Raw genomic sequence first — 23,246 nt, 5'->3', positions numbered from 1 at the left:
AAGCAAGGAGATCTGATGCCGGCGTTCCTGCGCATGCTCTACAAGGTCAGCTTCGACGCCCTCAATCATTTCAGCGAAGACGACGGCTGGGCCATGGCGAGCCATGTGGCCTTGTCGGCGCTGCTGGCCGTCTTTCCCTTCCTGATCTTCGGCACGGCGCTGGCGGGCCTGCTTGGTGCCGACAGCTTTGCCGATACGGCCGTGCATCTGATCTTCGACACCTGGCCGGAGGCGATCGCCAAGCCGCTGTCGGATCAGGTGGTCGAGGTGCTGACCATCCCGCGCGGCGGCCTGCTGACGATCTCTGTACTGGCGGCCGCCTATTTCGCCTCCAATGGGGTGGAAGCGCTCAGGGCGTCGCTCAATCGCGCCTATCGCGTACCCGAGACGCGTCCATGGTATATCACGCGCCTCGTCAGCCTCGGCTATGTGATCGGTGCGGTCATCGCGCTCGCCGCCATCAGCGCCCTTCTCGTCGCCGTCCCGGTGGCGCTCGCCTTTGCCGAAAAATGGTTTCCCCTGCTCGAGGACTTCCTCGCCACCGTCTCCAACTGGCGGATCTACGGCACGCTCGCCGTGTTGGTCTTCGGCCTCATGGTCTTCCATCTCGGCCTGCCGGCCGGCCATCGGCGCGTCCGCGACGTCCTTCCCGGCGTGCTCTTGACCCTGGTCCTCTGGCTCATCGGCGCGCTGATCTTTGCCTATTATCTCGCGAGCTTTGCCAATTATGCCGCGACCTATGCCGGTCTCGCCTCGATCATGGTGGTGCTGGTCTTCCTCTACATGGTCGGTGCGATCTTCATCATCGGCGCCGAGTTCAACGCGGCGCTTCTGAAATTCGAGGTGTTCGGCCAGAAGGTGCGGGCGGTTGACGTGCCCAAGTCACAGCCCGACCAGCCGGCGGATATCGGTTGAGGTCAGGCCCTGCCGGCGCAGTTCCCGTAGCCCGGTGTCGCCCTCGCTCTTCGACAGCTTGCGCCCGTCGGTCCCAAGGATCAGCCGGTGGTGATGATAGACCGGGGCCGGCAGATCGAGCAGCCTCTGCAAGAGCCGATGCACCGAAGTCGCATGAAAGAGGTCGAGACCACGAACGACGTGCGTGATCCCTTGCCGGGCATCGTCCACGGTAACCGACAGGTGATAGCTCGACGGCGCATCCGAGCGCCACAGCACGACATCGCCCCAGGCCGCCGGATCGGCGACGATCTCCCCGGTTTCCCCGTCGCCCGTTTCCGTCCATGACAGGGGCTCGCCGCATGCTTCGATCGCCCGTCCCATGTCGAGCCGCCATGCGTGGCGGTCGCCGGCAGCGATGCGCGCCTTTCGCTCGCCGTCGCAAAGGCCGCGCTCGAAAGGCGGATAGTGCGGCGCGCCGTCTGGATCGCGTGGCCAGGAAAGGCCCTGCGCTTCGCTTGCCGCAACGTGCGCCTTCACCTCGCCACGGGTCATGAAGGCGGGATAGGCGAGACCGCGTGCGATCAGTGCGTCGAGCGCTGCGCGATAGTCGTCGAAATGCTCCGACTGGCGGCGCACCGGCTGCTCCCAGCGGAGCCCGAGCCAGGCAAGGTCTTCTAAGATCGCCCGTTCGAATTCGGGTGTGCAGCGGGTCACGTCTATGTCTTCCATGCGCAGCAGCAAGCGGCCGCCGAGGGCTTCGGCCTTGTCGGCATTCAAGAGCGCCGACAGCGCGTGGCCGAGATGCAGCAGGCCGTTGGGGCTCGGCGCGAAGCGCAGGGCCGGTCTTTGACGGTGGGACGGGATCATGCTTCCATCTCGCACGAAATGCGGTTCGGGGAAAAGAGCGGGGTGAAAGCGAAATGATCATTGCCAACCCGGCGGATGTGGCATTGGGCCTCACCGAGCTCGTCGCGATCGATCCACGCCTCGAACCGCTCGCCCGACGCCTGGCGCCGCTGCCGCTGCGTCTTGCCGAACCCGGATTCGCCGGGCTTGCCCATATCATCGTCTCGCAGATGGTGTCGCGCGCCAGCGCAGAAGTGATCTGGGGGCGGATCGTCGTGGCAACAGGCGGTCCGCCCGCGGCCGAAGCCTATCTCACGCTCGATGCTGAAACCGTCGCCGGCCTCGGCCTGTCGCGCGCCAAGGCGTCCACTCTCGAGCTTGCCGCCCGCGCCGTCGCCTCCGGATCCCTCGACCTGTCGGCGATCGCTGCGCTCGATGCGGCCGAGGCGATCGGAAGGCTCACGGTGTTCAAGGGGATCGGGTTGTGGACCGCCGAGGTCTACCTGATGTTCTGCGGCGGCCATCCCGACATCTTTCCGGCCGGCGACGTGGCGCTGCGGGCTGCCGTCGGCGATGCTTTCGGCCACGATGCGCGGCCCGACATCCGGCAGGTCAGTGAAATCGCCGAGGCATGGCGGCCCTGGCGGTCGGTCGCCGCGCGGCTGTTCTGGGCGCACTATGCGGCGCGAACGGGCCGGGAGGCCGCACCGGCGGCCGAATAGCGCGGCACAACGACACCCATCAGGAAGGGGGCTTCACAAGGCTGTCACAACGGACCTAATATAAAAACACAGGTGCCGAATCGATCAGGAGAATGCCTTGACGATTGCAGTCTCACCCCAGTCCTTGCCGGCGCTCGTGTTGAATGCCGACTACAGGCCGCTGAGTTATTATCCCTTGTCGCTGTGGTCCTGGCAGGACGCGATCAAGGCGGTCTTCCTTGACCGTGTGAACATCATCGCCGAATATGACCATTCCGTCTGCTCGCCGAGCTTTTCCATGCGGCTGCCGAGCGTCGTCAGCCTGAAGACCTATGTCCAGCCGACCCGCAATCCGGCCTTCACCCGTTTCAACGTCTTCCTGCGCGACAAGTTCGAATGCCAGTATTGCGGCTCCGACGAGGACCTGACCTTCGACCACGTCATCCCGCGCGCCCATGGCGGCGAGACCACCTGGGAAAACGTCGTGGCCGCCTGCTCGCCGTGCAATCTGCGCAAGGGCAGCAAGCTGCCGCGCCAGGCACAGATGTTCCCGCACCAGAAACCGTATCGCCCCACCGTGCAGGATCTGCACAACAATGGCCGGTCGTTCCCGCCCAACCATCTGCATGAAAGCTGGGTCGACTATCTCTACTGGGATTCCGAACTGCAGCCTTAGGCGGTTCTCAGCCGCGCTTGCGGAACGTCGCCCACAGGGCGATCGCGGCCAGAGCGGCACTCGTCAGCACATTCCAGCCGGCAAAGGACAGCCCCAGCACGCGCAGCGTCGCCTCCGTGCAGGACGGCGCCTTGGTCGAATTCAGCGCTTCCAGCACGTTGACCGGGGCATCGCCGCCGGTCGCGCCGATCGTGCAGCTCGCCGGGCCTTCCCAGAATTTCCACTCGACGCCGGCATGATAGGTGCCAAGGCCAATGCTGACGATCATCAGCACGGCGATCACGGCGAACAGGCCGCGCGTGACGGCGGGCGGCAGCTTGAAGATCGACGACAGGATGGCGAGCACGCCGACGCCCACGCCGATGTAGTAGGGATTTCGCTGCAAGAGGCAGAGCGCGCAGGGAATGTAGCCGCCGATATGCTCGAAGCCGAGCGCCGAGCCGACGACGACCGCCATGCCGACGGTCAGGACCGCGGCGATTACTGCATCGGACTTTGCGAAGGACGCGGAGAGGCTCATTGTTCGATCCTGTCAGAAGGCGAATTTCACCAGGTAGAAGCCGCCGAGAAGCAGCACCATGAACAGGGTGAAAAGAAGGCCGAGATATTTTTCGATGAAGACGCGGATCGGCTCGCCGTAACGCCCCAGAAGCCATGCGACGAAGAAGAAGCGCGCGGCGCGGCCGATGATGCTGACCACGGTGAAGACGAAGAAGTTGAGCCCCGTGGCGCCGGAAAAGATCGTCAGGACCTTGTAGGGGAAGGGGGTTATGGCAGCAAAGAGCACGCCCCAGCCGCCCCATGTGTTGTACCATTCGGCGATCTGGTTGAAGGAGTTCTCGGCACCGTAAAGCGCCAGGATCGGCTTGCCGATCAGCTCGTAGAGGAACATGCCGATCGCATAGCCGAGAAAGGCGCCGAGCACCGAGGCGACGGTGCAGATCAGCGCCAGCCTGATCCAGTGCGTCGGCTTGGCGATCACCATCGGGATCAGCAGAACATCCGGCGGAATCGGAAAGAACGAACTCTCGACGAAGGAAACGCCGAACAGCGCCTTTTCGGCATGGCGCGTTGCCGCCAGCGACATGGTCCAATCATAGAGGCGGCGCAGCATGGTTGTTTTCCTGTTCCTCGGGCCGAGCGGTTTTAGTCAAGCGACAGGCCGCTGTAAATGCCTGGCGCTGCAACGCACCATTCCGATCGAAAACAATCCTGTGAACGGGCTTCGGCGAAAAAGGCGGTTGACCGCCTCGGCGCGCTTCGTATAGTCCGGCGCTGTCTAACCGAGACAAGACGCTTCTGTGCCCCATTGGCGGAACTGGTAGACGCGCTCGACTCAAAATCGAGTTCCGAAAGGAGTGCTGGTTCGATTCCGGCATGGGGCACCATTCCACTTCTTTGACCGCCGCCACGCCTGCCCGTCGTTTCGACTGCATTGCGCTGTCAAATCGGCTCAGCTCTGCGCCGGAGCGGATTGTGGCAGCATGTCGGTGAGCAGGTCGGCAAGGCTGCGCGCCGGCGTTGTCGCGTCCGGGCGCAGTCGGAGTGAGAATTCCGCGTCGGGTAGTTCTGGTAGACCAAAGGCACTGTCGAGACGGGTGATGCCGTCGGTCGTCATGCGTGCGGTTCGTGCGGTCACGGCAATCCCCGCCTTCAGGGCGGCGGCAAGCCCCGACAGGCTGGCACTGGAGGCCGCAATGCGATAGCGGCGGCCCGCGCCATCCAGGGCGGCGATCGCGGCATTGCGAAAGCTGCAAGGCGCGTCGAGCAGGGCAAGCGGCACTTCGCCGCCGGCACGTTGCAGGCAATGGGCCGAGCCGAGCCAGAGCATGGGTTCGCGAAGCACCATGCGCTCGTCGATCGATGTCCCGTCGCGCATGGCAAGTACCAGGTCGAGTTCGCCGCGCGCGAAGGCGCTTGCCAGCTCCGCTGATCGCCCGATCCTCAAATCGAGGCGCAGTCGAGGATGGGTGACGGAAAACAACCTTAAGATGTCCGGCAGCCCGCGTTCGGCGAAATCCTGCGTGCAGCCCAGTGCGATCCGGCCATCGGCGCGGGCGCCCTTGAGGCTGAGCAGGGCCTCGCGGTGGGCGTCTAGAATTCGCCGCGCATGGCCGACCAGCGTCTCGCCTGTTGGCGTCAACGTCCGGCCTCTACCGGCCTGTTCGAGAAGCGTGTCTCCCACCACCACTTCCAGGCGCTGCATCTGGGCAGTGACCGCCGATGGCGAACGGCCGACGATCTCGGCAGCACGCGTCAGCGAGCCGGTGTCGACGAAGGCGAGAAAGGTGCGAAGCAATTCCGGGTCGATCGTTTCCATGCTTCGATATTGTCGAAATATCGATTCATGACAATTCGATTTTTCTGATTGTTTAATTCTGTCATTTCTGCACTTGCCAGGCCGCTGGCCTTCGCGACGACAAGAGAGGACATGAACCATGCCGATCATCAACATAGCCGTTACCACGTCACCCGATGCCGAGCGCTCGGCGCGGATAGCGGGAAGGATCACCGAGCTTACCCGCCAACATCTGCGCAAGGATGCGACGGTGACGGCGGTCGCCATTTCCCACATTGACCCGGACCACTGGTTCGCGGGTGGGCAGTCGCTGGCCGCCCAAGGCGCCCACAGTTTCTGGCTCGATATCAAGGTGGTCGACGGCACCAACACCAAGAACGAACTTGCCGACTATCTGGCCGCCGTCTTTTCCGAGCTCGGTTCGCTGATCGGCAATGTGCATCCGGAAAGCTATGTGCTGGTGCACGAGGTTTCGGCCGCAGCCTATGGCTTCGGCGGCATCACGCAGGAATATCGCTTTATCAAGGGCCGGCTCGACGCGGCGTGACAGCCGCGTGCCGGTCCCGGTCAATGCCGCGACCGGCGGGGTATTCAGGCCTTGGAGCCGGCCTTCGTCGTATCGAGATGGCCGAGCAGCGCCTTCAATTCGCCGGCGCGCACCAGTTGTGCCGGCGTTCTGCCGCCCAGTTCGGCGATGTGGTGGCTGCGATACCATTTCTCCGCGGCCTCGACCGATCCGAGCCCCCTGACGACGCGTCCAAGCACGAGCCGCTTGGCTTCGGCGGCCGGCATCTCGCCGCTGTCGACGGCGGCGCCAACCTTCCTCAGCGCCGATGTCATCGCCTGCTGCTTCATCTGCAGGCGGGCGGCGGAGACGGCCGGGTGTACAGGGGCGACGATGTTGACCGTGGCCGTCGCCGGGCGATCGGCCGCGGCCTGGCCACGCTTTGCATCCGGCGCCTTCGGTAGCAGCCCGGCATCGACGGTGATTTGCCGCAGGGGCTGGGCGGGACGCGGGTTCTTGCCGGTTGTTTTCATCGAATGGGTCTCTGCGATCAGGAAGGGAATTCCGTTCCTTTCCGTAGCATGGCCAAGCCGGCTCACACTCGGTTCGGGACGCGAAAATTTCATTTGTTAGGTTAGCACGTCGCTTTCAGCGCTGTCCAGAAATGCAAGATCGCTGGAGCGGGGCCTGACCGCATTCGCCCTTCCATTGTGCAGTTGCGAAATGGATGCTAGCAAAATGGCAGGTCAATACGGAAAAACCGCATGTTTCTGCCCGAAAGCAGCTCCTATGAGCGTTTGTGTCGCGACTTTGCCTGGGACATCCCCGTGAATTTCAACATTGGCCGGGCGGTCAGCGACGACTGGGCGCGGCATCATCCCGATCGTGTCTGCCTCGAACATTTCTCGGCCGACGGCCACCATGCGTCGATGACTTATGGCCAGCTTTCGGCGCAATCGTCGGCCTTCGCCCATGCGCTGGCCGGGCTCGGCATCGTCCGCGGCGATCGCGTCGCGCTCTTGCTGCCGCAATCCTTCGAGACGGTGATCGCCCATGTGGCGATCTACAAGATGGGCGCCATCGCCCTGCCGCTGGCGCTGCTGTTCGGGGTGGAGGCGCTGGAATACCGGTTGCACGCGGCCGGAGCGAAGGCGATCGTCACCAATGATTTCGGCCTTGCGCGTCTGGACGAGATCCGGCCGCGCCTCCCGGTCCTCGAGCATGTAGTCACGACCGGCGCCCCCCGCGCCGGCGCCCATTCCTTCGCCGAACTCGTCGCCGCCCATCCGTCCGTCTTTGCGGTTGCCGATACCGGGCCGGATACGCCGGCCCTGATGATCTTCACCTCGGGCACCACCGGTCCGCCGAAGGGCGCGCTGCATGGCCACCGGGTGCTGCCGGGCCACATTCCCGGTTTTCAGATGGTGCACGATTTTCTGCCCAAGCCCGGCGACAAGGTCTGGACCCCGTCGGACTGGGCCTGGGCCGGCGGTCTGCTCAACGCGCTGCTTCCGGCGCTGATGCTGGGCGTGCCGGTCGTCTCCTCGCCGGCGCAGAAGTTCGATCCCGACGCGGCATTTCGCATCATGGCCGAGATGAAGGTCAGGAACGCCTTCATTCCGCCAACCGCGCTGCGCCTGCTGAAGTCCGTCGAAAAGCCGCTGGAGAAATACGATCTCGTGCTGCGCAGCATCGGCTCGGCCGGCGAATCGCTCGGCCGCGAAACCTATGAATGGGTCAAGGCGACGCTTGGCATCGTGCCGAACGAGTTCTACGGCCAGACCGAGTGTAATTTCGTCCTCGGGTCGGCGGCAAATCTCGGCGTGACCAGGGCCGGCGCCATCGGCCGTGGCGTGCCCGGCCATCGGGTGGCGATCATCGACGAGGAGGGTCATGAGGTGCCCGCGGGCGTCACCGGCCAGGTGGCGATCCAAAGGCCCGATCCCGTGATGTTCCTCGGCTACTGGAACGACGAAGGCGCGACCGCGCGAAAATTCGTCGGCGACTGGATGAAGACGGGCGATCTCGGCCGAATGGATGCGGACGGCTATGTCGAGTTCTTCGGTCGCGACGACGATGTCATCACCTCTTCCGGCTATCGCATCGGCCCCGCCGAGATCGAGGACTGTCTGGCCGGCCATCCGGCGGTCCGGTTGGCGGCCGCCATCGGCAAGCCCGATCCGCTGCGCACCGAGATCGTCAAGGCCTTCGTCGTGCTGGCCGACGGCTATGCGCCGAGCCCGCAGCTTGCCGCCGAGATCCGTGACTGGGTCAAGCAGCGGCTTTCCATGCACGAATATCCGCGCGAGGTGGAGTTCATCGACGAAATGCCGCTGACCACCAGCGGCAAGGTCATCCGCCGGCTCTTGCGCGACCGCGAACTGGCCATCGCCGCAGAATAGTCGGGGATACTCCGGATACCAGGCGTTCAGTCGGTGAAGCGGCGCGACAGGATCTTGTCGCGCAGGATGCGGGCGAGGTTCCGGGTGTTGCGGTACAGATGCAACTGTGTCGCGGCCTGGCGCATGTCGCGGTCGGCATTGGGCTTCAGGCCGATCAGCAGCGTTCCCATCTCCTCGCGCTCCTTCCAGAAACGGCTCATGATCGGATGGTCCGGCACGGCGCAGCTGTCGGTGCGCTCGATATTGGCGTCGTCGAGATGCCAGTCGGTGAGGTCGGCGAGCAGAAGCTTGCCGGGCGAGAAGCGGGCATAGCGCTCGTCATAGGCGGTCTTCCACGTATAGGCCTCGCCGGCCATGATGAACACCACCATCGAGGCGATCGCCCGGCCGTCGAGGTCGAGCGTGTGTATGCGCACGGCGTCGACTTCGGCAAGGTTGGTGATCGCCTCGCGGGCAAAGGCGGCGCGGAAACGGTCCATGACCATGGCGGAGCGCTTGCGCCCCTTCCAGCCGCTCGCCTCGAGCGCCAGGAACTCTTCCATGCGCAGGCGGATGTCGTCTGGCTGGCGGGCGACGCTGTAGCTGACGTGCCCCTGTTCTCCCAGCAGGCGGAACTGCCGGCGCATGTCGCGCAGGTGGTTCTTGGCGATCGTCGACTTGAGATAGGCGTCGCCGTCTTCCTCGCTTTGCAGCATGGGGCGCTCGAAGGTGTTGGTGACGGTCAGCGGCAGGTCGCGGCCGATCGCCACCGCTTTCAGCAACTGGGCAAATCGGCCGTTGAGGCGCAGGTCCGGCAGGACCAGCACGCCCGGCAACCGGGCCTCCGGCCGGGCAAGGGCCTCCAGCATGTTGTCGATCGTCTCCGCCGCACCTTCGGCGTCCACTAGCGGCGTGCCGAGAGGGCCGAACGGATTGGACCAGACGCGCAGGATCGACGGCCCGACGGAGAAGCCGGGCTTCTCGACGGAGAACGGCATCATCAGACGCACGCGGCTGCGGCGCTTATCCTCGTCGCGGATGACGGCGAGGCGGATCTGCCTCTCCTCGAGCCGTGGCATGGCGGGGGCGAGGAAGCGCGGGGCGAAGAAGACATTGGCCTCCATCACCCGATAGGTGAGGAAGTCGAGTTCCTCCTGCAGGTCGTAGCCGACGCGGCCGGGATAAAGGCTGAGCTGCCGGCCGGGCTGGCCGACGTCGAGGCGCAGGTCGGCGGCGGGACGTCCGTCCGTTTCGCCCGCCAGCGTGCCGACCAGCCGGTTGGCATTGCTGTTCATGCTCTCGCTGTAGATGGGTGGTTCCACCATGATCAGGACGCCCTCGTCTTGTTCAGGATCGCCAGCGGGTCGGCAAAGGCGAAGAGCACGATGCCGAGCGAGGAACGCACGGCCAGATGCAACAGGATCGCCTCGACCATCATCGCCGTCGCGGTGGCGATTGCCGCGCCGGTCAGCCCGTAGAGCGGGATCAGCGTGATGTTGAGGCCGATATTGCCGGCCAGCGCCACGACATAGACCGAAACGCAGAGCTGCTGCTTGCCGGCCATGGTCAGCAGCACTTCCCCGGGGCCGACCATCGCCTTCGACAGACTGCCGGCAAACAGGATCGCCATCAGCCAGTAGCCGGCGGTGAACGCATCGCCGAAGAGCGACAGCAGCAGATTGCCGGTCAGGAGTACGCAGGTGCCGACAGCCAAGGACGGCCAGAAGCTCCAGCGCACCGTGGTGCCGGCGAAGACGGCGAGCGGGCGCAGATCGTCGGCCGCCATCATCGCGGAGAAGCGGGGGGCTGCGGCCGCCTTGACGGCGAAGAAGACGAACTGCACCAGCGCCATGGTCTTGGCGGCGGCGAAATAGATCGCCACCTGGTCCGGCTCGAGATAGAGCCCGACCACGACGACGTCGGAGTTCGTGAGCAGGAAGCCGAAGCCGTCGATCAGGAAGATCGGGATCGCCACCTTGAACCAGGCGAGGAAATCGATCTTGCGCGGTCCGGCGACATAGCGCTCCTGCAGCCGCCGGTCGATGGTGAGGAACTGGCCGAGGCTTGTCACATAGGTCGCCGCAAGGGCCGCCTGCATCGCCGTCGTCGCCGTCCGTGGCGCGCCAAGGGCGACCGCCGCCAGCATGAAGCCGAGGATCAGCAGCGGGCGGACGATGTAGGTGGGCGAAAGTGCGGCCACCGGCCAGCTGTTGGCCCGCGCCGTCCCGTCCAGCACGTCGCCGAGCGCGATCATCGGCAGTGCCAAGAGGCCGAGGAACAGCGGGATCATGTAATAGGCCTCGATCGCCTCGCCGAAGACGTGCAGCACGGCAAAGCCGATGAGGGCGAGCGCGCTGGCCGAGCTGATCGAGAAGATCCTGGCCGTCATCGTCAGCCCGCGGATCTCGTCACGCTCGTCGCGGGCGTCATATTGCGGCAGGAAGCGGATGACGGCGGTGTGGAAGCCGAGGCAGGAGAGGTTGCCGAACAGAACGACCAGAACCCAGACGAAGACGAAGATGCCGTATTCGAACTCGCCCATCAGGCGCGCCTGGATGATCTGCGAGCCGAAGGCGATGGCGGCGGAAACGACGCGGATGGCAAAGGCGATCAGCGCCATGCGCTGGGCGCGCGCCGTCTCGTCCTTGCGTGACAGCGCCGAGGCGAGCTTGTGCAATGCCGGGTGGAGGCCGGATGGCAGCAATTTCTCCGCTGTGTGGATGACCGCCATGATCGACAACTAGGTCCGCTGGTGACGCAATAACAGCGCCGACCTTGTCAGATCACGGTTAAGAAACGGTTCGTTCCTCGCATCCGCGGACAGCGAAAAGGCGACCTTTCGGCCGCCCTTTCGTATTCCATTCGCCGATCGTGCCCGCCTTCAGGCGTTTTCATAGGCGCCGTGGCAGTGCTTGTATTTCTTGCCGGAGCCGCAGGGGCAGGCATCGTTGCGGCCGACCCGGCCCCAGGTCGATGGATCGTTCGGATCGCGGTTTTCCGGTGCGACGAAGGGAAGGGCGGCGAAGGCCGAACCCTCGCCAAAATCGTCCTCGCCGGTGGTGGCATCGACGTGATGGCCTTCCATTTCCGGCACGGTCGGGGCCGGCGGGGCTTCCCGAACCAGTTCGACGCGCATCATCTGGGTGGTGACGGCGTCGCGCAGGTTGGCGAGCAGCGCCTGGAACAGCTCGAATGCTTCGGCCTTGTATTCCTGCAGCGGGTCGCGCTGGGCATAGCCGCGGAAGCCGACGACCGAGCGCAGGTGGTCGAGGTTGACGATGTGCTCTCGCCACAGGTTGTCGATCGTCTGGAGCACGACGGAGCGCTCGACATAGGACATGATCTCGGCGCCGAACCGCTCGGCCTTGTCGGCCATCGCCTTGTCGGCGGCTTCGGTGATGCGCGCGACCATGTCGTCCTCGGCGATGCCCTCCTCGGCGGCCCAGGCCTCGATCGGCAGGTCGAGATTGAGGGTGACGGCAACCTGCTGCTTGAGGCCGGAAACGTCCCACTGCTCGACATAGGCGCGCTCGGGGATATGCGTGCGCACCATGCTCTCGATGACTTCGTGGCGCATGTCCTCGATCGTGCCGGACACGTCGGTCGCATCCATCAGCTCGATGCGCTGCTCGAAGATCACCTTGCGCTGGTCGTTCAGCACGTCGTCGTATTTCAGCAGATTCTTGCGGGTGTCGAAGTTGCGCGCCTCGACCTTCTTCTGGGCCCGTTCCAGCGCCTTGTTGATCCACGGATGGACGATGGCTTCGCCTTCCTTCAGGCCAAGCTTCTGCAGCATCGAATCCATACGGTCCGAGCCGAAGATGCGCATCAGGTCGTCCTGCAGCGACAGGTAGAATTTCGAGCGGCCGGGGTCGCCCTGACGGCCGGAGCGGCCGCGCAGCTGGTTGTCGATGCGTCGGCTCTCGTGGCGCTCGGTGGCGATCACGTAAAGGCCGCCGGCTTCGAGCGCCTTGGCCTTCAGTTCGGCCACCTCGGCCTTGATCGCTGCGGCCTTGGCGTCACGTTCGGGGCCCGGCTCCATGCCCTCGAGCTCACGCTCGAGACGCATGTCGAGATTGCCGCCGAGCTGGATGTCGGTGCCGCGGCCGGCCATGTTGGTGGCGATGGTGACGGCGCCGGGAACGCCGGCCTGGCTGACGATATAGGCTTCCTGTTCGTGGTAGCGGGCGTTCAGGACCTTGAAGTCCTTGAAGCCGCTGGCGCTCAACATGCCGGCCAGGAGCTCCGACTTCTCGATCGATGTGGTTCCGACCAGAACCGGCTGGTTGCGCTCGCTGGCGGCCTTGATCTCGTCGATGATCGCCTTGAACTTCTCGTCGAAGGTCCGGTAGACCTCGTCATCCTCGTCAATGCGCTGGATCGGCAGGTTGGTCGGCACTTCAAACACTTCCAGCCCATAGATGTTCTGGAATTCCTCCGCCTCGGTCGAGGCCGTGCCGGTCATGCCGGCGAGCTTGCCGTACATGCGGAAATAGTTCTGGAAGGTGATCGAGGCCAGCGTCTGGTTCTCCGGCTGGATCTGCACCTTTTCCTTGGCTTCGAGCGCCTGGTGCTGGCCTTCGGAATAGCGCCGTCCCGGCATCATGCGGCCGGTGAATTCGTCGATGATGACGATTTCATTGTTGCGGACGATGTAGTCCTTGTCGCGCGAGAACAGCTTGTGGGCCTTCAGCGCATTGTTGATGTGGTGAACGATCGCGACGTTCTCGACGTCGTAGAGCGAGGCGCCCTTCAGGAGGTTTGCCTCGCGCAGCAGGTTCTCAAGCTTTTCCGTGCCGACTTCGGAGAAGTTGGCCGAGCGCTGCTTCTCGTCGATCTCGTAGTCTTCTTCCGACAGAAGCGGGATGAAGGCATCGATCGTGGTGTAGAGATCGGAGCGGTCGTCGAGCGGGCCGGAAATGATCAGCGGTGTGCGAGCTTCGTCGATCAGGATCGAGTCCACTTCGTCGACGATCGCGTAGTGGTGACCGCGCTGGACCATCTGGCCGCGCTCGTACTTCATGTTGTCGCGCAGATAGTCGAAGCCGAGCTCGTTGTTGGTGGCGTAGGTGATGTCGCAGGCATAGGCCGCGCGACGTTCGTCGTCGGTGATGCCGTGGACGATGACGCCCGTGGTGAGACCGAGGAAGCTGTAGAGCTTGCCCATCGTCGTGGAGTCGCGCTTGGCGAGATAGTCGTTGACGGTCACGACATGCACGCCCTTGCCGGCAAGGGCGTTGAGGTAGACCGCGAGCGTCGCCACCAGCGTCTTGCCTTCGCCCGTCTTCATCTCGGCGATGGCGTTGTCGTTGAGGATCATCGCGCCGATCAGCTGCACGTCGAACGGACGCATGCCGAGCGCACGCCGGGATGCTTCGCGGGCAACCGCAAAGGCCGGCGCCAGCAGGTCGTCGATCGACTTGCCTTCGGCCAGCATCTTGCGAAACTCTTGCGTCTTGCCGGCGAGTGCCTCGTCGGACAGGGCCTTCATGCTCTCTTCGAGCGCGTTGATGGCGGCGACCTTCGGCTGATAGGAACGAACGCGGCGCTCATTGGCCGAACCGAAGAGTTTGCGGGCGAGCCCACCAAGACTGACCATTCGATGGTCCTTTCTGACCTTCGTCATATTCTTTGCGCGTCCCTGCCTGCCGCAGAATTTCGGCGATTGGACGCAGAGCAGCGGGAAACGGCTCTGGACGCGCGATTGCGTGACAGATAAGAGGGGGGTCGAATGATGTCAACGCCACAGGGTGGCCGGAAAAGCCTGCCTTGGCGTGCGTTTGACAATTTTTCGCCCGATTTGAACGGTCTTGAAACGGTTCACCTTCCGAAAGGTTTCTTATGCTTCGTCTTCATAAAATCGCGCTTGCCGCCTGCGTTGCGTTTATCGGGCTGCAGGGCCAGGTTCTTGCCCAGGACGCCGATGCCGTCGTCGCCAAGGTCGGCAAGCTGGAAATCACCCAGTCGGACCTCGACCTGGCGATCGCCAATCTCGACCCGCAGCTTGCCCAGCTGCCGGATGAGCAGAAGAAGGTTGCCGCGCTGTCCGGCGCGATCGACGTCAAGCTGCTCGCCGGCAATGCCGATGGCGAAGGCCTGAAGGACGATGCCGAGTTCAAGAAGCGCATGGCCTTCATCGCCGACCGCGAACTGCACAACCTCTACTTCAAGAAGCATGTCGTCGATGCCGTCACCGAAGACGATGTCAAGGCCCGCTATGAGAAGGAAATCGCCGCCCTGCCGAAGCAGGAAGAGGTCAGCGCCCGTCATATCCTGGTGAAGACCGAGGAAGAAGCCAAGGCCATCATCGCGGAACTCGACGCCGGCAAGGATTTCATCGAACTGGCCAAGGCCAAGTCGACCGACCCGAACAAGTCGGAAGGCGGCGATCTCGGCTATTTCACCAAGGGTCGCATGGTTCCGGAATTCGAGGAAGCAGCCTTCGCCATGGAGAAGGGCACCTACACCAAGACCCCGGTCAAGACCCAGTTCGGCTTCCACGTCATCAAGCTCGAGGACAAGCGCGACGCCGCTCCGCCGGCCTATGAAACGGTCGCCCAGCAGGTTCGCCAGCTGGTGATGCGCGACAAGTATCTCGAAATCATCGAGAAGGCCAAGGCCGAGCAGAAGGTCGAGATCCTCGACGAGGCACTGCGCAAGGGCTACGAGGACGTGAACAAGCCGCAGCAGTAATCGGCGGATTTGATCGAAACACGGGCCCGCATTTGGGCGGGCCCGCTTGATTGCAGGCAGCGAAGATGAGCGCAACCGTTTCCCCTCTGGCCCCGAAGTCCTATCCGGACATGCCGCCCATCCGCGGCCTGCGCATGGCGACCGCCGCCGCCGGCATCAAGTACAAGAACCGCACCGACGTGCTGTTGATGGCGTTCGACCGTCCGGCCACCGTCGCCGGCGTGTTCACCAGGTCGAAGTGCCCGTCTGCGCCGGTCGATTTCTGCCGGACTAACCTTTCCCATGGCGTGGCGCGCGGCGTGGTCGTCAATTCCGGCAATGCCAATGCCTTTACCGGCCTCAAGGGCAAGGCGGCGACCGAGCTTACGGCGAAGTCGGCGGCAGCCGCGCTCGGCTGCGGCGAGAACGAAATCTATCTGGCTTCCACCGGCGTGATCGGCGAGCCGCTCGACGCCACCAAGTTCTCCGGCGTGCTGGGCGACATGGCGCAAGGTGCCACGGGTGACTTCTGGCTGGAAGCCGCACGCGCTATCATGACCACCGACACCTATCCGAAGGTGGCGACGCGCACCGCCGAGATCGGCGGCGTCAAGGTGACGATCAACGGCATGGCCAAGGGCGCCGGCATGATCGCGCCCGACATGGCGACCATGCTGTCCTTCGTCGTCACCGACGCCGACATCACAGCCCCCGCGCTGCAGGGCCTGCTTTCGGCCGGCGTCGAGCCGACCTTCAATTCCATTACCGTCGACAGCGACACCTCGACCTCCGATACGCTTCTGCTGTTTGCCACCGGTGCTGCCGGCGCCGACGGCCAGAAGACGATCGAGACGGCCGACGATCCGGCGCTCTCGGGCTTCCGTCTGGCGCTCAACGACCTGCTCAAGGACCTGGCACTGCAGGTGGTCCGCGACGGCGAGGGCGCCCGCAAGATGGTCGAGATCACCGTGACCGGCGCCGAGAGCGATCTCGCCGCCAAGAGGATCGCGCTGTCGATCGCCAATTCGCCGCTGGTCAAGACGGCGGTTGCCGGCGAAGACGCCAATTGGGGCCGCATCGTCATGGCGGTCGGAAAGTCCGGCGAAATGGCAGACCGCGACCGGCTGGCGATCTGGTTCGGCGACATCCGCGTCGCCGTCGCCGGCGAGCGCGACCCCGCCTATTCCGAAGAAGCGACGACCGCCGTGATGCAGCGCCAGGACATTCCGGTCCGCGTCGACATCGGGCTCGGGGATGGCAAGGCGACGGTCTGGACCTGCGATCTCACCAAGGAATATGTGGCGATCAACGGCGACTACCGGAGTTGATCGCCGCGATGCCCCAGACCGACACCGATCAGAACCTGCCGCTCGTCCGGCGCCTCGAAGCCGTGGGCTTTCGGGCCTGGCCCGCAACATCCGTGCAATATGACGGCAGCTGGCAGGTCCGGCTTTCCGGCGGTCACCCGTCGAAGCGGCTGAATTGCGTCGTCGCGCTCGACCCCTCCGACAGCCGCGACATCGGCATCCGGCTGGAGAAGGCGGCGCGCAAGTTCGAGGCGCATGGCCGGCCGATCCTGGTGCGCGAGACGCCGTTGACGCCGAAGCCCCTGATCGACCTCATGCAGGCCGACGGATGGGAGCGGTTCGAAGAGGTGGTGACCCTGACGCTCGACCTGACCAGGATCGATCTGCCCGAAGGCACCCTCGATCACCTGCCGAGCCATGACGTCGGCCGCTATGTCGATGCCGATCTCCTGGTGCATGGTAGCGACCCGGCGTTAAAGCCGGCACTCGCCGAGGTGGTGAGTTCGATCAAGCCGCCGACCGGGCTGTTCGTCATCGAGGACAAGGCAGCGGGGCCTGTGGCAGTGGCGCTTTGCGTGCAGGACAACGACCTCGCCGGGATCATGTCGCTTGCGGTCAGGGCCGACCGGCGCCAGCGCGGCCTCGGGCTCGAGATCGTCACGGCAGCGCTGCGCTGGGCGCGGATGCGGGGCGCGAGAACCGCCTGGCTGCAGGTCGTGGCGGACAATGCACCGGCACTGGCGCTCTATTCCAAGCTGGGCTTCACCGAGGCCTATCGCTACGCCTATTGGCGCAAGGGGTCTTCGACATGAGCACCGGCGACAAGCCCATTCTTCTCGTTGCTGCCTGCGCGCTGGTCGATGCCGACAACCGCATTCTCCTGGCGCAGCGCCCCGAGGGCAAGTCGCTGGCAGGCCTCTGGGAATTTCCCGGCGGCAAGGTCGAGAAGGGCGAGACGCCCGAGGAGACGCTGATCCGCGAGCTCGAGGAAGAACTCGGGATCGTCACCAAGGTGCCGTGCCTGGCGCCGCTGACCTTTGCCAGCCATACCTACGAGACCTTCCACCTTCTGATGCCCCTCTATATCTGCCGTCGCTACGAGGGCATCGCCCATGGGCGCGAGGGGCAGGCGGTGAAATGGGTGCGCGCGAAGGCGCTGCGCGATTATCCCATGCCGCCGGCCGACGAGCCGCTGATCCCCTTCCTCCAGGATCTTCTTTAGCTCTTTCCAAAATTTGCAGACGTTCTTAACGCAAAGTTTACGGGCCTGGGGCAAACCTCGGTTTTGTTGTTCATGCGTTCGAAGCGTGTGTGTGGAGCGGAACATGGCAAACGAGGATTTCTGGAAGACCGTTCGGTCGAGAGAACGGTCTTCGCATCTGTCCGGCAAGACCGGCGTACTCAACATCGCGCTCCTGTTCGGCATGGCGGCGATTGCGCTGTCGCTCGTCGTCACCCCCATGCTTGCCGACCGGACCGACAAGCGGAGCCTCGCCTATCAGCCGGACCAGGTCGATATGATGAGCACCGGCTCGATCGGCCGATCGGACGGGAGCAAGCGCTATACCATTCGCCGCAGCGTGCTTCAGGAAACGCCGGGATCCGTCTGCATCGTCGGCGACGGCTGCTGAGCGATAGGCCCGGCCGACCGGCGTCGACATGCCATCAGGAGAGAGCATGCATCTCGTTTTGAAGTTCATCGCCGACCGCCGGGCGGCCACCGCCATCGAATACGGCCTGATCGCCGCGATCATCGGCCTGGCGCTCATTGTCGGGTTCGGCGCCTTCTCCGATTCACTGGCCGCAATGTTCCAGAGGATCAGCACGGTCATCAGCGGTACCTGAAAACAGGCACAGTTTTCTGCATCGCGCCGCTGCCCGACTTTGCGCCATGCGCGACGGGCGAGAATGGGCCGGTTTTGGACGTTTCAGGTATCCCCCTTCGTCGTCGGTCGAGGTCCCCTTGTCGGATCGAGCGCATCGGCCAGCCGCATCTTGGCCGAGCCCGGCTTCAACGGTTTCTGCTGGCTTTCATGCGGCGCCCAGCCTGAGACGAAGATGATCGAGAAGGTGGCGCGGATGCGTCCGTCCGGGTCCGCATAGCGCTCGGCATAGCGTTCGGCGGCTTTCAGGAAGAAGGCGCGGCCGACCGGCTTGCGGCTGCGGCCCAAGAGCGGGTTGGCCATGCCCATGGCTTTCAGGTCGCGCATCAGGGAGAACAGGTTGTCGTAGCGGACCGTGAAGCTCTCCTCGTCGATTACCGGCAGTGTGAACCCGGCGCGCTGCATCAGGCCACCGACATCGCGGATGTCGGGGAAGGGAATGACGCGGGGACTGGCGCCGCCATAGAGATCGACCTCGGTGGTGAGCAGCACGTCGCGCAACTCGCCGAGCGTGCCGGCGCCAGGGATCGCGGCGAGGAACAGGCCATCGGGCTTCAGGGCACGGCGGATCTGCACCAGCACGCCCGGCGTGTCATTGGTCAGGTGCAGTGCCAGCGGCGAGAGAACGAGGTTGACCGATTGCGGCTCGAGCGGCACGGCCTCGAAGGGCGCTTCGGTCAATGGTTCGCCGTCGACGGAGAAATCCCGGTGGGTTTCGACGCGGTCGAGCCTGTCGATCTTGCCGGTCTGCAGAGCCAACCGGCCCGTGGCACCGGTACCACCGTGCAGTTCGATCGCCTGCTCGAACCGGCGCTCGACCAGGGAGAGGCGCTCTGACAGTTCGCGCGCGGCGATCTCCAGGAGGAAGTCGGTGCCGGTCTCCAGCCGGCGCCTGGCGCGCAGCCGGTTCGCCGTCACCAGGTCCTGATCGAAAATCCGTTCCATCCTGTCCGCTCCAGTCAAAAACTCGGTCTGGCAAAGGCGCCGGCAAGCGCCTAAAGTCAACCGCATGCCGGGTCAAATAGTGCAAAAAGCCGTGTCCGTCAGCGTCGCCGTGCCGGTTGGCATTGCGGCTTTGCTGCGCGACATCGTCTTTCCGCCAAGCTGCGCCCACTGCCATTGCCGCACCGGCCGGCACGGAGGGCTCTGCCCTCGCTGCTGGTCGTCCATGCGCTTCATCGAGCGGCCGTTCTGCGAAGTGCTCGGCACGCCGTTCAGTCATGATCCCGGCCCCGGCATACTGTCGGCCGAGGCGATTGCCCATCCGCCGGTGTTCGACCGGCTGCGCAGCGTGGCGCTGCATGAGGGCATCGCCCGCGACCTGGTGCATGACCTGAAGTACCGCGACCGCACCGATCTCGCGCCGATGATGGCAGGCTGGATGGTGCGGGCGGGCGGCGAGGCGCTCAGCGCCTGCGACGCCGTGATCGCCGTGCCGCTGCACCGGTCGCGGCTCTTTTCGCGCAAGTTCAACCAGTCGGCCGAGCTCGCCCGGCATGTGGCGCGCCTTTCGGGCAAGCCGTTCAGCCCGCGCGCGCTTCATCGCCGCAAGCGGACCGCCCAGCAGGTGGGGCTGACCGCCAATGCGCGGGCGCTCAACGTGCGCGGGGCCTTTGCCGTGCCGGAAAGCTGCCTGCCGGATGTATTCGGCCGACGCATCGTGCTGATCGACGACGTGTTCACCACCGGGGCGACGGTCAGCGCCGCCACCCGCGCGCTGAAGCGGGCGGGTGCCGTGGAGGTTACCGTTTTGACCTTTGCAAGGGCTTTCTCCGGTCCTATATGACGGACAGGAACAGCAATCTTTCCGGCACTTGCCGGTTTCACCCGACCGGAGACACATATGGCATCCGTGACCATCTATACCCGCCAGGGCTGCGGCTACTGCTCGCGCGCCAAGGCGCTTCTTGCCTCCAAGGGCGTCGACTTCACCGAATACGACGCGACCGGCAATCCGGAACTGCGCCAGGAGATGATCGCCAAATCGAACGGCGGCACGACCTTCCCGCAGATCTTCATCGGCGATCGCCATGTCGGCGGCTGCGACGATCTGCATGCGCTCGACCGGGCCGGCAAGCTCGACGCCCTTCTGGCCGCTTGAGGAAAAGAAAATCATGACCTTCAAGGCTGCTGCCATCCAGATGTGTTCGGGTGTCGACCCGGAAAAAAATGCCGCTTCCATGGCCCGCCTCGTGCGTGAAGCCGCCGGACATGGGGCGATCTATGTCCAGACGCCGGAAATGACCGGTGCCGTGCAAAAGGACCGCCAGGGCCTGATGGCCGTCCTGCGCGACGAGGAACACGATATCATCGTCAAGACCGCCGGGGATCTTGCGCGTGAACTTTCGATCCATCTCCATGTCGGCTCGACCGCGATCCTGCTTCCCGATGGCAAGATCGCCAACCGGGCCTTCCTGTTCGGACCCGACGGCCGCAAGATCTGCGCTTACGACAAGATCCACATGTTCGACGTCGATCTCGACAATGGCGAAAGCTGGCGCGAGAGCGCCGTCTACCGTCCGGGCGACAAGGCCATGGTCGCCGATCTGCCGTTCGCCAAGCTCGGCTTCGGCATCTGCTACGACGTGCGCTTCCCGCAGCTGTTCCGCGCCGAGGCCATGGCCGGTGCGCAGATCCTGACGACGCCGGCGGCGTTTACCCGCCAGACCGGCGAGGCGCACTGGGAAGTGCTGCTCAGAGCCCGGGCGATCGAGAACGGCGCCTTCGTCATTTCCGCGGCCCAGGCCGGTGTGCACGAGGATGGTCGCGAAACCTTCGGCCATTCGATGATCGTCGATCCCTGGGGCAAGGTTCTGGCTGCGGCCGGCGGCACGGGCGAGGCGATCGTGCTGGCCGACATCGACGTCGGGGCGGTGGCTGCGGCGCGCGCCAAGATCCCCAATCTGAAGAATGCGCGCGACTTCGAGCTCAGCATGCAGCCGGAACTCGCGAAAGGGGGCGTCACCGTTTGATCCGCTACGCGCTCATCTGCGACAAGGGACATGACTTCGAGGGCTGGTTCTCGGAGAGCGGTGACTTCGACCGCCAGAAGGCGAGCGGCTTCCTCAGCTGTCCCGCCTGCGGTTCGCTCGAAGTCTCGAAGGTGCTGATGGCGCCTTCGGTCTCGACCGCGCGGCAGAAGGAAGCGGTGCATGCGCTGGCGGTGACCGAGGTGCAGAAGGCGGCGATGGCGAAGCTGAAGGAGGCGGTCGCCTCGATCCGGGCCAATAGCGAGGATGTCGGCGAGCGCTTTCCCGAGGAGGCCCGCAAGATCCATTACGGCGAGGCCGAAGCGCGCGGCATCATCGGCGAGGCGTCGATCGCCGAGGTGAAGGCGCTGGTTGACGAGGGCATCGAGATCGCGCCGCTGCCGGTGCTGCCGGACGATGTGAATTGAGGAGTTCATCCTCACCGACGCTTCAGGCCGAGTTCGGCATGAACGCTGTCAAAAGTCTCTTCAATGGACGTGACGCGTCCGGCTTCGAGGTCGGCGAGGCGGCGGTCCAGTTCCTTCTCCAATCTTTGAAGGACATCTTCGTCCTCAAAGCGTTCATGCAGCAACGCCGCGACATAAGCACCTGCCGAGGCGAACGATTCCTGTTTCGCCTGCCTGCGGACAAATTCTCCTAACTGCGGACTCAAGCGGACGACAATCTCAGTCATTTCGGCCATCAGTGCGCCTCCTCATGCAGGTGAGGGCAAGCATATCATGGCTGTGGACGTGGGGGGAAATGCCGGCCAATGGCGGTGCATCGGCCTACCGACCCCATCTCACCCCTTGAAACCGCCATCGTCAAGATAGGCCTGTTCCGCGGGCGTCGTCGCGCGTCCGAGCGCGGCGTTGCGGTGGGGGAAGCGGCCGAATTTGGCGATGATGTCGCGGTGCTCGACCGCCCAGCGCAGGCTTTCCGCGTCGCCGGTCTCGTCGCGATGGGCGGTGAAGAGCTCCATGCTGAGCGCCTGGTCGGCCGTGTCCTCCGAATGCTCGAAGGGGAGATAGAGGAAGGGGCGGAGCTTGGGATCGACCGCGCGGTCGAAGCCCTGCTCCAGCGCGTTACGGGCGATCATCCGCGCCAGGCCGTCGGTGGCGAAGGCGTGGCCGCTGCCGCGGAACAGATTGCGGGGAAACTGGTCCAGCAGGATCAAGAGCGCCAGCGTGCCTTCGGCCGTTTGGCTCCAGTCGGCGAGATCGCCACGGGCGGCGGCGAAATGGGCGTCGAGAAAACCGTCGCGGATCGCCGCGTCGAAACCGTCGTCCTTGGCGAACCACTTTGACGGCCCGGCCTCGCGCCAGAAGGAGATGACGTCCTTGGGCGACGTCATGCAGCGGCTGCCGGCCGGCGGGCCAGCACCATGTAGTTGACGTCGATGTCGGCGGACAGGTTCCACTGGTTCTGCAGCGGATTGAAGAAAACGCCCTTCATCTCGACGACGTCCATGCCGCTCTTTGCAAGCGGTGCCTGGAGTTCTTCCGGACGTACCAGTTTCTCGTATTGGTGGGTGCCGCGCGGCAGCCAGCCGAGCACGTATTCTGCGCCGACGATGGCAAGGGCGGCGGCCTTGAAGGTGCGGTTGATGGTCGAGACCAGCATCAGGCCGCCGGGGCGGACCATCGAGGCGCAGGTGGTGATGAAGAATTCGACGTCGGCGACGTGCTCGACGACTTCCATGTTGAGCACCACGTCGAAGGTCTCGCCGGCTTCGGCGAGCGCTTCCGCCGTCACCGCGCGATAGTCGACCTCGACGCCGGTCTGGGCCGCATGGGTGCGGGCAATCCCGATATTGCGCTCCGACGCATCGGCGCCGAGCACTTGGGCGCCCATCTTGGCGACCGGTTCGGAAAGCAGGCCGCCGCCGCAGCCGATGTCGAGAATGCGCAGCCCCTCCAGCGGACGATGGGTCTTGGGATCGCGGCCGAAATGGGCGCAGACCTGATCGCGGATATAGGCGAGGCGGACCGGATTGATCTTGTGCAGCGGCTTGAACTTGCCGGTCGGATCCCACCACTCCGCCGCCATGGCGGAAAAACGGTCGACTTCCACCTGATCGATCGTGGTGCGTGCTTCAGCGCTCATTATC

At 64.5% G+C, this 23,246-nt stretch carries 27 protein-coding genes and 1 tRNA gene; 16 read left to right on the top strand and 12 right to left on the bottom strand.

Annotated features, from left to right (window positions below; translation table 11 throughout):
* Window positions 1-15: 15 nt before the first annotated feature.
* Complete coding sequence (locus tag RHIZ70P_RS10575; protein ID WP_115670275.1) at window positions 16-915, top strand: YihY/virulence factor BrkB family protein; 900 nt, start codon at window positions 16-18, stop codon at window positions 913-915.
* Here the strand turns inward: RHIZ70P_RS10575 and gluQRS are convergent.
* Window positions 883-1,764 (bottom strand): tRNA glutamyl-Q(34) synthetase GluQRS, encoded by an 882-nt coding sequence (gluQRS, locus tag RHIZ70P_RS10570; protein WP_115670274.1) that lies wholly within the window; start codon window positions 1,762-1,764, stop codon window positions 883-885. The genes RHIZ70P_RS10575 and gluQRS overlap by 33 nt on opposite strands.
* A 53-nt stretch (window positions 1,765-1,817) precedes the next feature.
* Here gluQRS and RHIZ70P_RS10565 point away from each other — a divergent pair, with 53 nt between their 5' ends.
* Both RHIZ70P_RS10565 and RHIZ70P_RS10560 read left to right on the top strand, forming a co-directional pair.
* Complete coding sequence (locus RHIZ70P_RS10565; RefSeq protein WP_115670273.1) at window positions 1,818-2,465, top strand: DNA-3-methyladenine glycosylase family protein; 648 nt, start codon at window positions 1,818-1,820, stop codon at window positions 2,463-2,465.
* A gap of 97 nt (window positions 2,466-2,562) precedes the next feature.
* The gene (locus RHIZ70P_RS10560) at window positions 2,563-3,120 is read left to right on the top strand and encodes an HNH endonuclease (protein WP_115670272.1); all 558 of its coding nucleotides are present in this window, start codon (window positions 2,563-2,565) and stop codon (window positions 3,118-3,120) included.
* Window positions 3,121-3,127: 7 nt separating this feature from the next.
* Here RHIZ70P_RS10560 and RHIZ70P_RS10555 read toward each other — a convergent pair whose 3' ends face one another.
* Together RHIZ70P_RS10555 and RHIZ70P_RS10550 are read right to left on the bottom strand one after the other, a co-directional pair.
* A complete protein-coding gene (locus RHIZ70P_RS10555; RefSeq protein WP_115670271.1) occupies window positions 3,128-3,640 on the bottom strand; it encodes a disulfide bond formation protein B in 513 nt (170 codons plus the stop codon).
* A gap of 12 nt (window positions 3,641-3,652) precedes the next feature.
* On the bottom strand, window positions 3,653-4,234 hold the full coding sequence (locus RHIZ70P_RS10550; RefSeq protein ID WP_115670270.1) for a YqaA family protein: 582 nt from the start codon (window positions 4,232-4,234) through the stop codon (window positions 3,653-3,655).
* A 189-nt stretch (window positions 4,235-4,423) separates the two neighbouring features.
* Between RHIZ70P_RS10550 and RHIZ70P_RS10545 the strand changes: the two genes are divergently transcribed.
* Window positions 4,424-4,508, top strand: a tRNA-Leu gene (locus RHIZ70P_RS10545).
* A gap of 65 nt (window positions 4,509-4,573) precedes the next feature.
* Here the strand turns inward: RHIZ70P_RS10545 and RHIZ70P_RS10540 are convergent.
* Window positions 4,574-5,440: a LysR substrate-binding domain-containing protein gene (locus tag RHIZ70P_RS10540; RefSeq protein WP_115670269.1), complete on the bottom strand. Its 867-nt coding sequence runs from the start codon at window positions 5,438-5,440 to the stop codon at window positions 4,574-4,576.
* A 118-nt stretch (window positions 5,441-5,558) separates the two neighbouring features.
* Here RHIZ70P_RS10540 and RHIZ70P_RS10535 point away from each other — a divergent pair, with 118 nt between their 5' ends.
* Complete coding sequence (locus tag RHIZ70P_RS10535; protein ID WP_115670268.1) at window positions 5,559-5,966, top strand: tautomerase family protein; 408 nt, start codon at window positions 5,559-5,561, stop codon at window positions 5,964-5,966.
* Window positions 5,967-6,010: 44 nt separating this feature from the next.
* Here RHIZ70P_RS10535 and RHIZ70P_RS10530 read toward each other — a convergent pair whose 3' ends face one another.
* Window positions 6,011-6,457: a hypothetical protein gene (locus RHIZ70P_RS10530; RefSeq protein WP_115670267.1), complete on the bottom strand. Its 447-nt coding sequence runs from the start codon at window positions 6,455-6,457 to the stop codon at window positions 6,011-6,013.
* Window positions 6,458-6,688: 231 nt separating this feature from the next.
* Here RHIZ70P_RS10530 and RHIZ70P_RS10525 point away from each other — a divergent pair, with 231 nt between their 5' ends.
* A complete protein-coding gene (locus tag RHIZ70P_RS10525) occupies window positions 6,689-8,326 on the top strand; it encodes an AMP-binding protein (RefSeq protein WP_115670266.1) in 1,638 nt (545 codons plus the stop codon).
* 26 nt (window positions 8,327-8,352) lie between these two features.
* Here RHIZ70P_RS10525 and RHIZ70P_RS10520 read toward each other — a convergent pair whose 3' ends face one another.
* From RHIZ70P_RS10520 to secA, 3 genes are all read right to left on the bottom strand, one after another.
* Window positions 8,353-9,630, bottom strand: a complete 1,278-nt coding sequence (locus RHIZ70P_RS10520) for a GNAT family N-acetyltransferase (RefSeq protein WP_115670265.1) — start codon at window positions 9,628-9,630, stop codon at window positions 8,353-8,355.
* Between the two features lie 2 nt (window positions 9,631-9,632).
* Complete coding sequence (locus RHIZ70P_RS10515) at window positions 9,633-11,036, bottom strand: lipopolysaccharide biosynthesis protein (RefSeq protein WP_115670523.1); 1,404 nt, start codon at window positions 11,034-11,036, stop codon at window positions 9,633-9,635.
* Between the two features lie 150 nt (window positions 11,037-11,186).
* Window positions 11,187-13,904 carry a preprotein translocase subunit SecA gene (gene secA, locus RHIZ70P_RS10510; RefSeq protein WP_115670264.1) on the bottom strand — a complete coding sequence of 906 codons (2,718 nt, stop codon included), beginning with the start codon at window positions 13,902-13,904 and terminating at the stop codon, window positions 11,187-11,189.
* Window positions 13,905-14,146: 242 nt separating this feature from the next.
* On the opposite strand from secA, the gene RHIZ70P_RS10505 reads away from it, so the two are divergent.
* The 6 genes from RHIZ70P_RS10505 (at window position 14,147) to RHIZ70P_RS10480 (ending at window position 18,129) form a co-directional block, all read left to right on the top strand.
* On the top strand, window positions 14,147-14,998 hold the full coding sequence (locus RHIZ70P_RS10505) for a peptidylprolyl isomerase (RefSeq protein WP_115670263.1): 852 nt from the start codon (window positions 14,147-14,149) through the stop codon (window positions 14,996-14,998).
* Window positions 14,999-15,063: 65 nt separating this feature from the next.
* A complete protein-coding gene (gene argJ / locus RHIZ70P_RS10500; RefSeq protein ID WP_115670262.1) occupies window positions 15,064-16,305 on the top strand; it encodes a bifunctional glutamate N-acetyltransferase/amino-acid acetyltransferase ArgJ in 1,242 nt (413 codons plus the stop codon).
* A gap of 8 nt (window positions 16,306-16,313) precedes the next feature.
* Complete coding sequence (locus RHIZ70P_RS10495) at window positions 16,314-17,096, top strand: GNAT family N-acetyltransferase (protein WP_115670522.1); 783 nt, start codon at window positions 16,314-16,316, stop codon at window positions 17,094-17,096.
* Entirely contained in the window at window positions 17,093-17,506 is a 414-nt protein-coding gene (gene mutT, locus RHIZ70P_RS10490) for an 8-oxo-dGTP diphosphatase MutT (protein WP_115670261.1), read from the top strand. Before RHIZ70P_RS10495 ends, mutT begins: the two co-directional genes overlap by 4 nt.
* A 103-nt stretch (window positions 17,507-17,609) precedes the next feature.
* Window positions 17,610-17,915 (top strand): hypothetical protein, encoded by a 306-nt coding sequence (locus RHIZ70P_RS10485; RefSeq protein WP_115670260.1) that lies wholly within the window; start codon window positions 17,610-17,612, stop codon window positions 17,913-17,915.
* 46 nt (window positions 17,916-17,961) lie between these two features.
* A complete protein-coding gene (locus RHIZ70P_RS10480) occupies window positions 17,962-18,129 on the top strand; it encodes a Flp family type IVb pilin (protein WP_115670259.1) in 168 nt (55 codons plus the stop codon).
* A gap of 83 nt (window positions 18,130-18,212) precedes the next feature.
* Here RHIZ70P_RS10480 and RHIZ70P_RS10475 read toward each other — a convergent pair whose 3' ends face one another.
* A complete protein-coding gene (locus tag RHIZ70P_RS10475; protein WP_115670258.1) occupies window positions 18,213-19,112 on the bottom strand; it encodes a methyltransferase domain-containing protein in 900 nt (299 codons plus the stop codon).
* Window positions 19,113-19,203: 91 nt separating this feature from the next.
* Between RHIZ70P_RS10475 and RHIZ70P_RS10470 the strand changes: the two genes are divergently transcribed.
* Genes RHIZ70P_RS10470 through RHIZ70P_RS10455 form a run of 4 tightly spaced genes read left to right on the top strand, consistent with a single transcriptional unit; the run spans window position 19,204 to window position 21,564 of the window.
* Window positions 19,204-19,953, top strand: a complete 750-nt coding sequence (locus RHIZ70P_RS10470; RefSeq protein WP_235842203.1) for a ComF family protein — start codon at window positions 19,204-19,206, stop codon at window positions 19,951-19,953.
* A gap of 57 nt (window positions 19,954-20,010) precedes the next feature.
* A complete protein-coding gene (grxC, locus tag RHIZ70P_RS10465) occupies window positions 20,011-20,268 on the top strand; it encodes a glutaredoxin 3 (RefSeq protein ID WP_115670256.1) in 258 nt (85 codons plus the stop codon).
* Window positions 20,269-20,281: 13 nt separating this feature from the next.
* The gene (locus tag RHIZ70P_RS10460; RefSeq protein WP_115670521.1) at window positions 20,282-21,139 is read left to right on the top strand and encodes a carbon-nitrogen hydrolase family protein; all 858 of its coding nucleotides are present in this window, start codon (window positions 20,282-20,284) and stop codon (window positions 21,137-21,139) included.
* The gene (locus RHIZ70P_RS10455; RefSeq protein ID WP_115670255.1) at window positions 21,136-21,564 is read left to right on the top strand and encodes a DUF1178 family protein; all 429 of its coding nucleotides are present in this window, start codon (window positions 21,136-21,138) and stop codon (window positions 21,562-21,564) included. The genes RHIZ70P_RS10460 and RHIZ70P_RS10455 overlap by 4 nt, the downstream gene beginning before the upstream one ends.
* An 11-nt stretch (window positions 21,565-21,575) precedes the next feature.
* Here RHIZ70P_RS10455 and RHIZ70P_RS10450 read toward each other — a convergent pair whose 3' ends face one another.
* The 3 genes from RHIZ70P_RS10450 to ubiG form a co-directional block, all read right to left on the bottom strand.
* Window positions 21,576-21,839, bottom strand: a complete 264-nt coding sequence (locus RHIZ70P_RS10450; protein ID WP_115670254.1) for a type II toxin-antitoxin system ParD family antitoxin — start codon at window positions 21,837-21,839, stop codon at window positions 21,576-21,578.
* A 99-nt stretch (window positions 21,840-21,938) separates the two neighbouring features.
* Window positions 21,939-22,490: a DUF924 family protein gene (locus RHIZ70P_RS10445; RefSeq protein WP_115670253.1), complete on the bottom strand. Its 552-nt coding sequence runs from the start codon at window positions 22,488-22,490 to the stop codon at window positions 21,939-21,941.
* Window positions 22,487-23,242: a bifunctional 2-polyprenyl-6-hydroxyphenol methylase/3-demethylubiquinol 3-O-methyltransferase UbiG gene (gene ubiG / locus RHIZ70P_RS10440; protein ID WP_115670252.1), complete on the bottom strand. Its 756-nt coding sequence runs from the start codon at window positions 23,240-23,242 to the stop codon at window positions 22,487-22,489. Before ubiG ends, RHIZ70P_RS10445 begins: the two co-directional genes overlap by 4 nt.
* Between the last annotated feature and the right edge of the window lie 4 nt (window positions 23,243-23,246).

Origin of the sequence: Paenirhizobium selenitireducens ATCC BAA-1503 (assembly GCF_900492185.1) — a bacterium.
Classification (GTDB): domain Bacteria; phylum Pseudomonadota; class Alphaproteobacteria; order Rhizobiales; family Rhizobiaceae; genus Allorhizobium; species Allorhizobium selenitireducens_A.
This window is presented reverse-complemented; position numbering and strand designations above follow the sequence as displayed.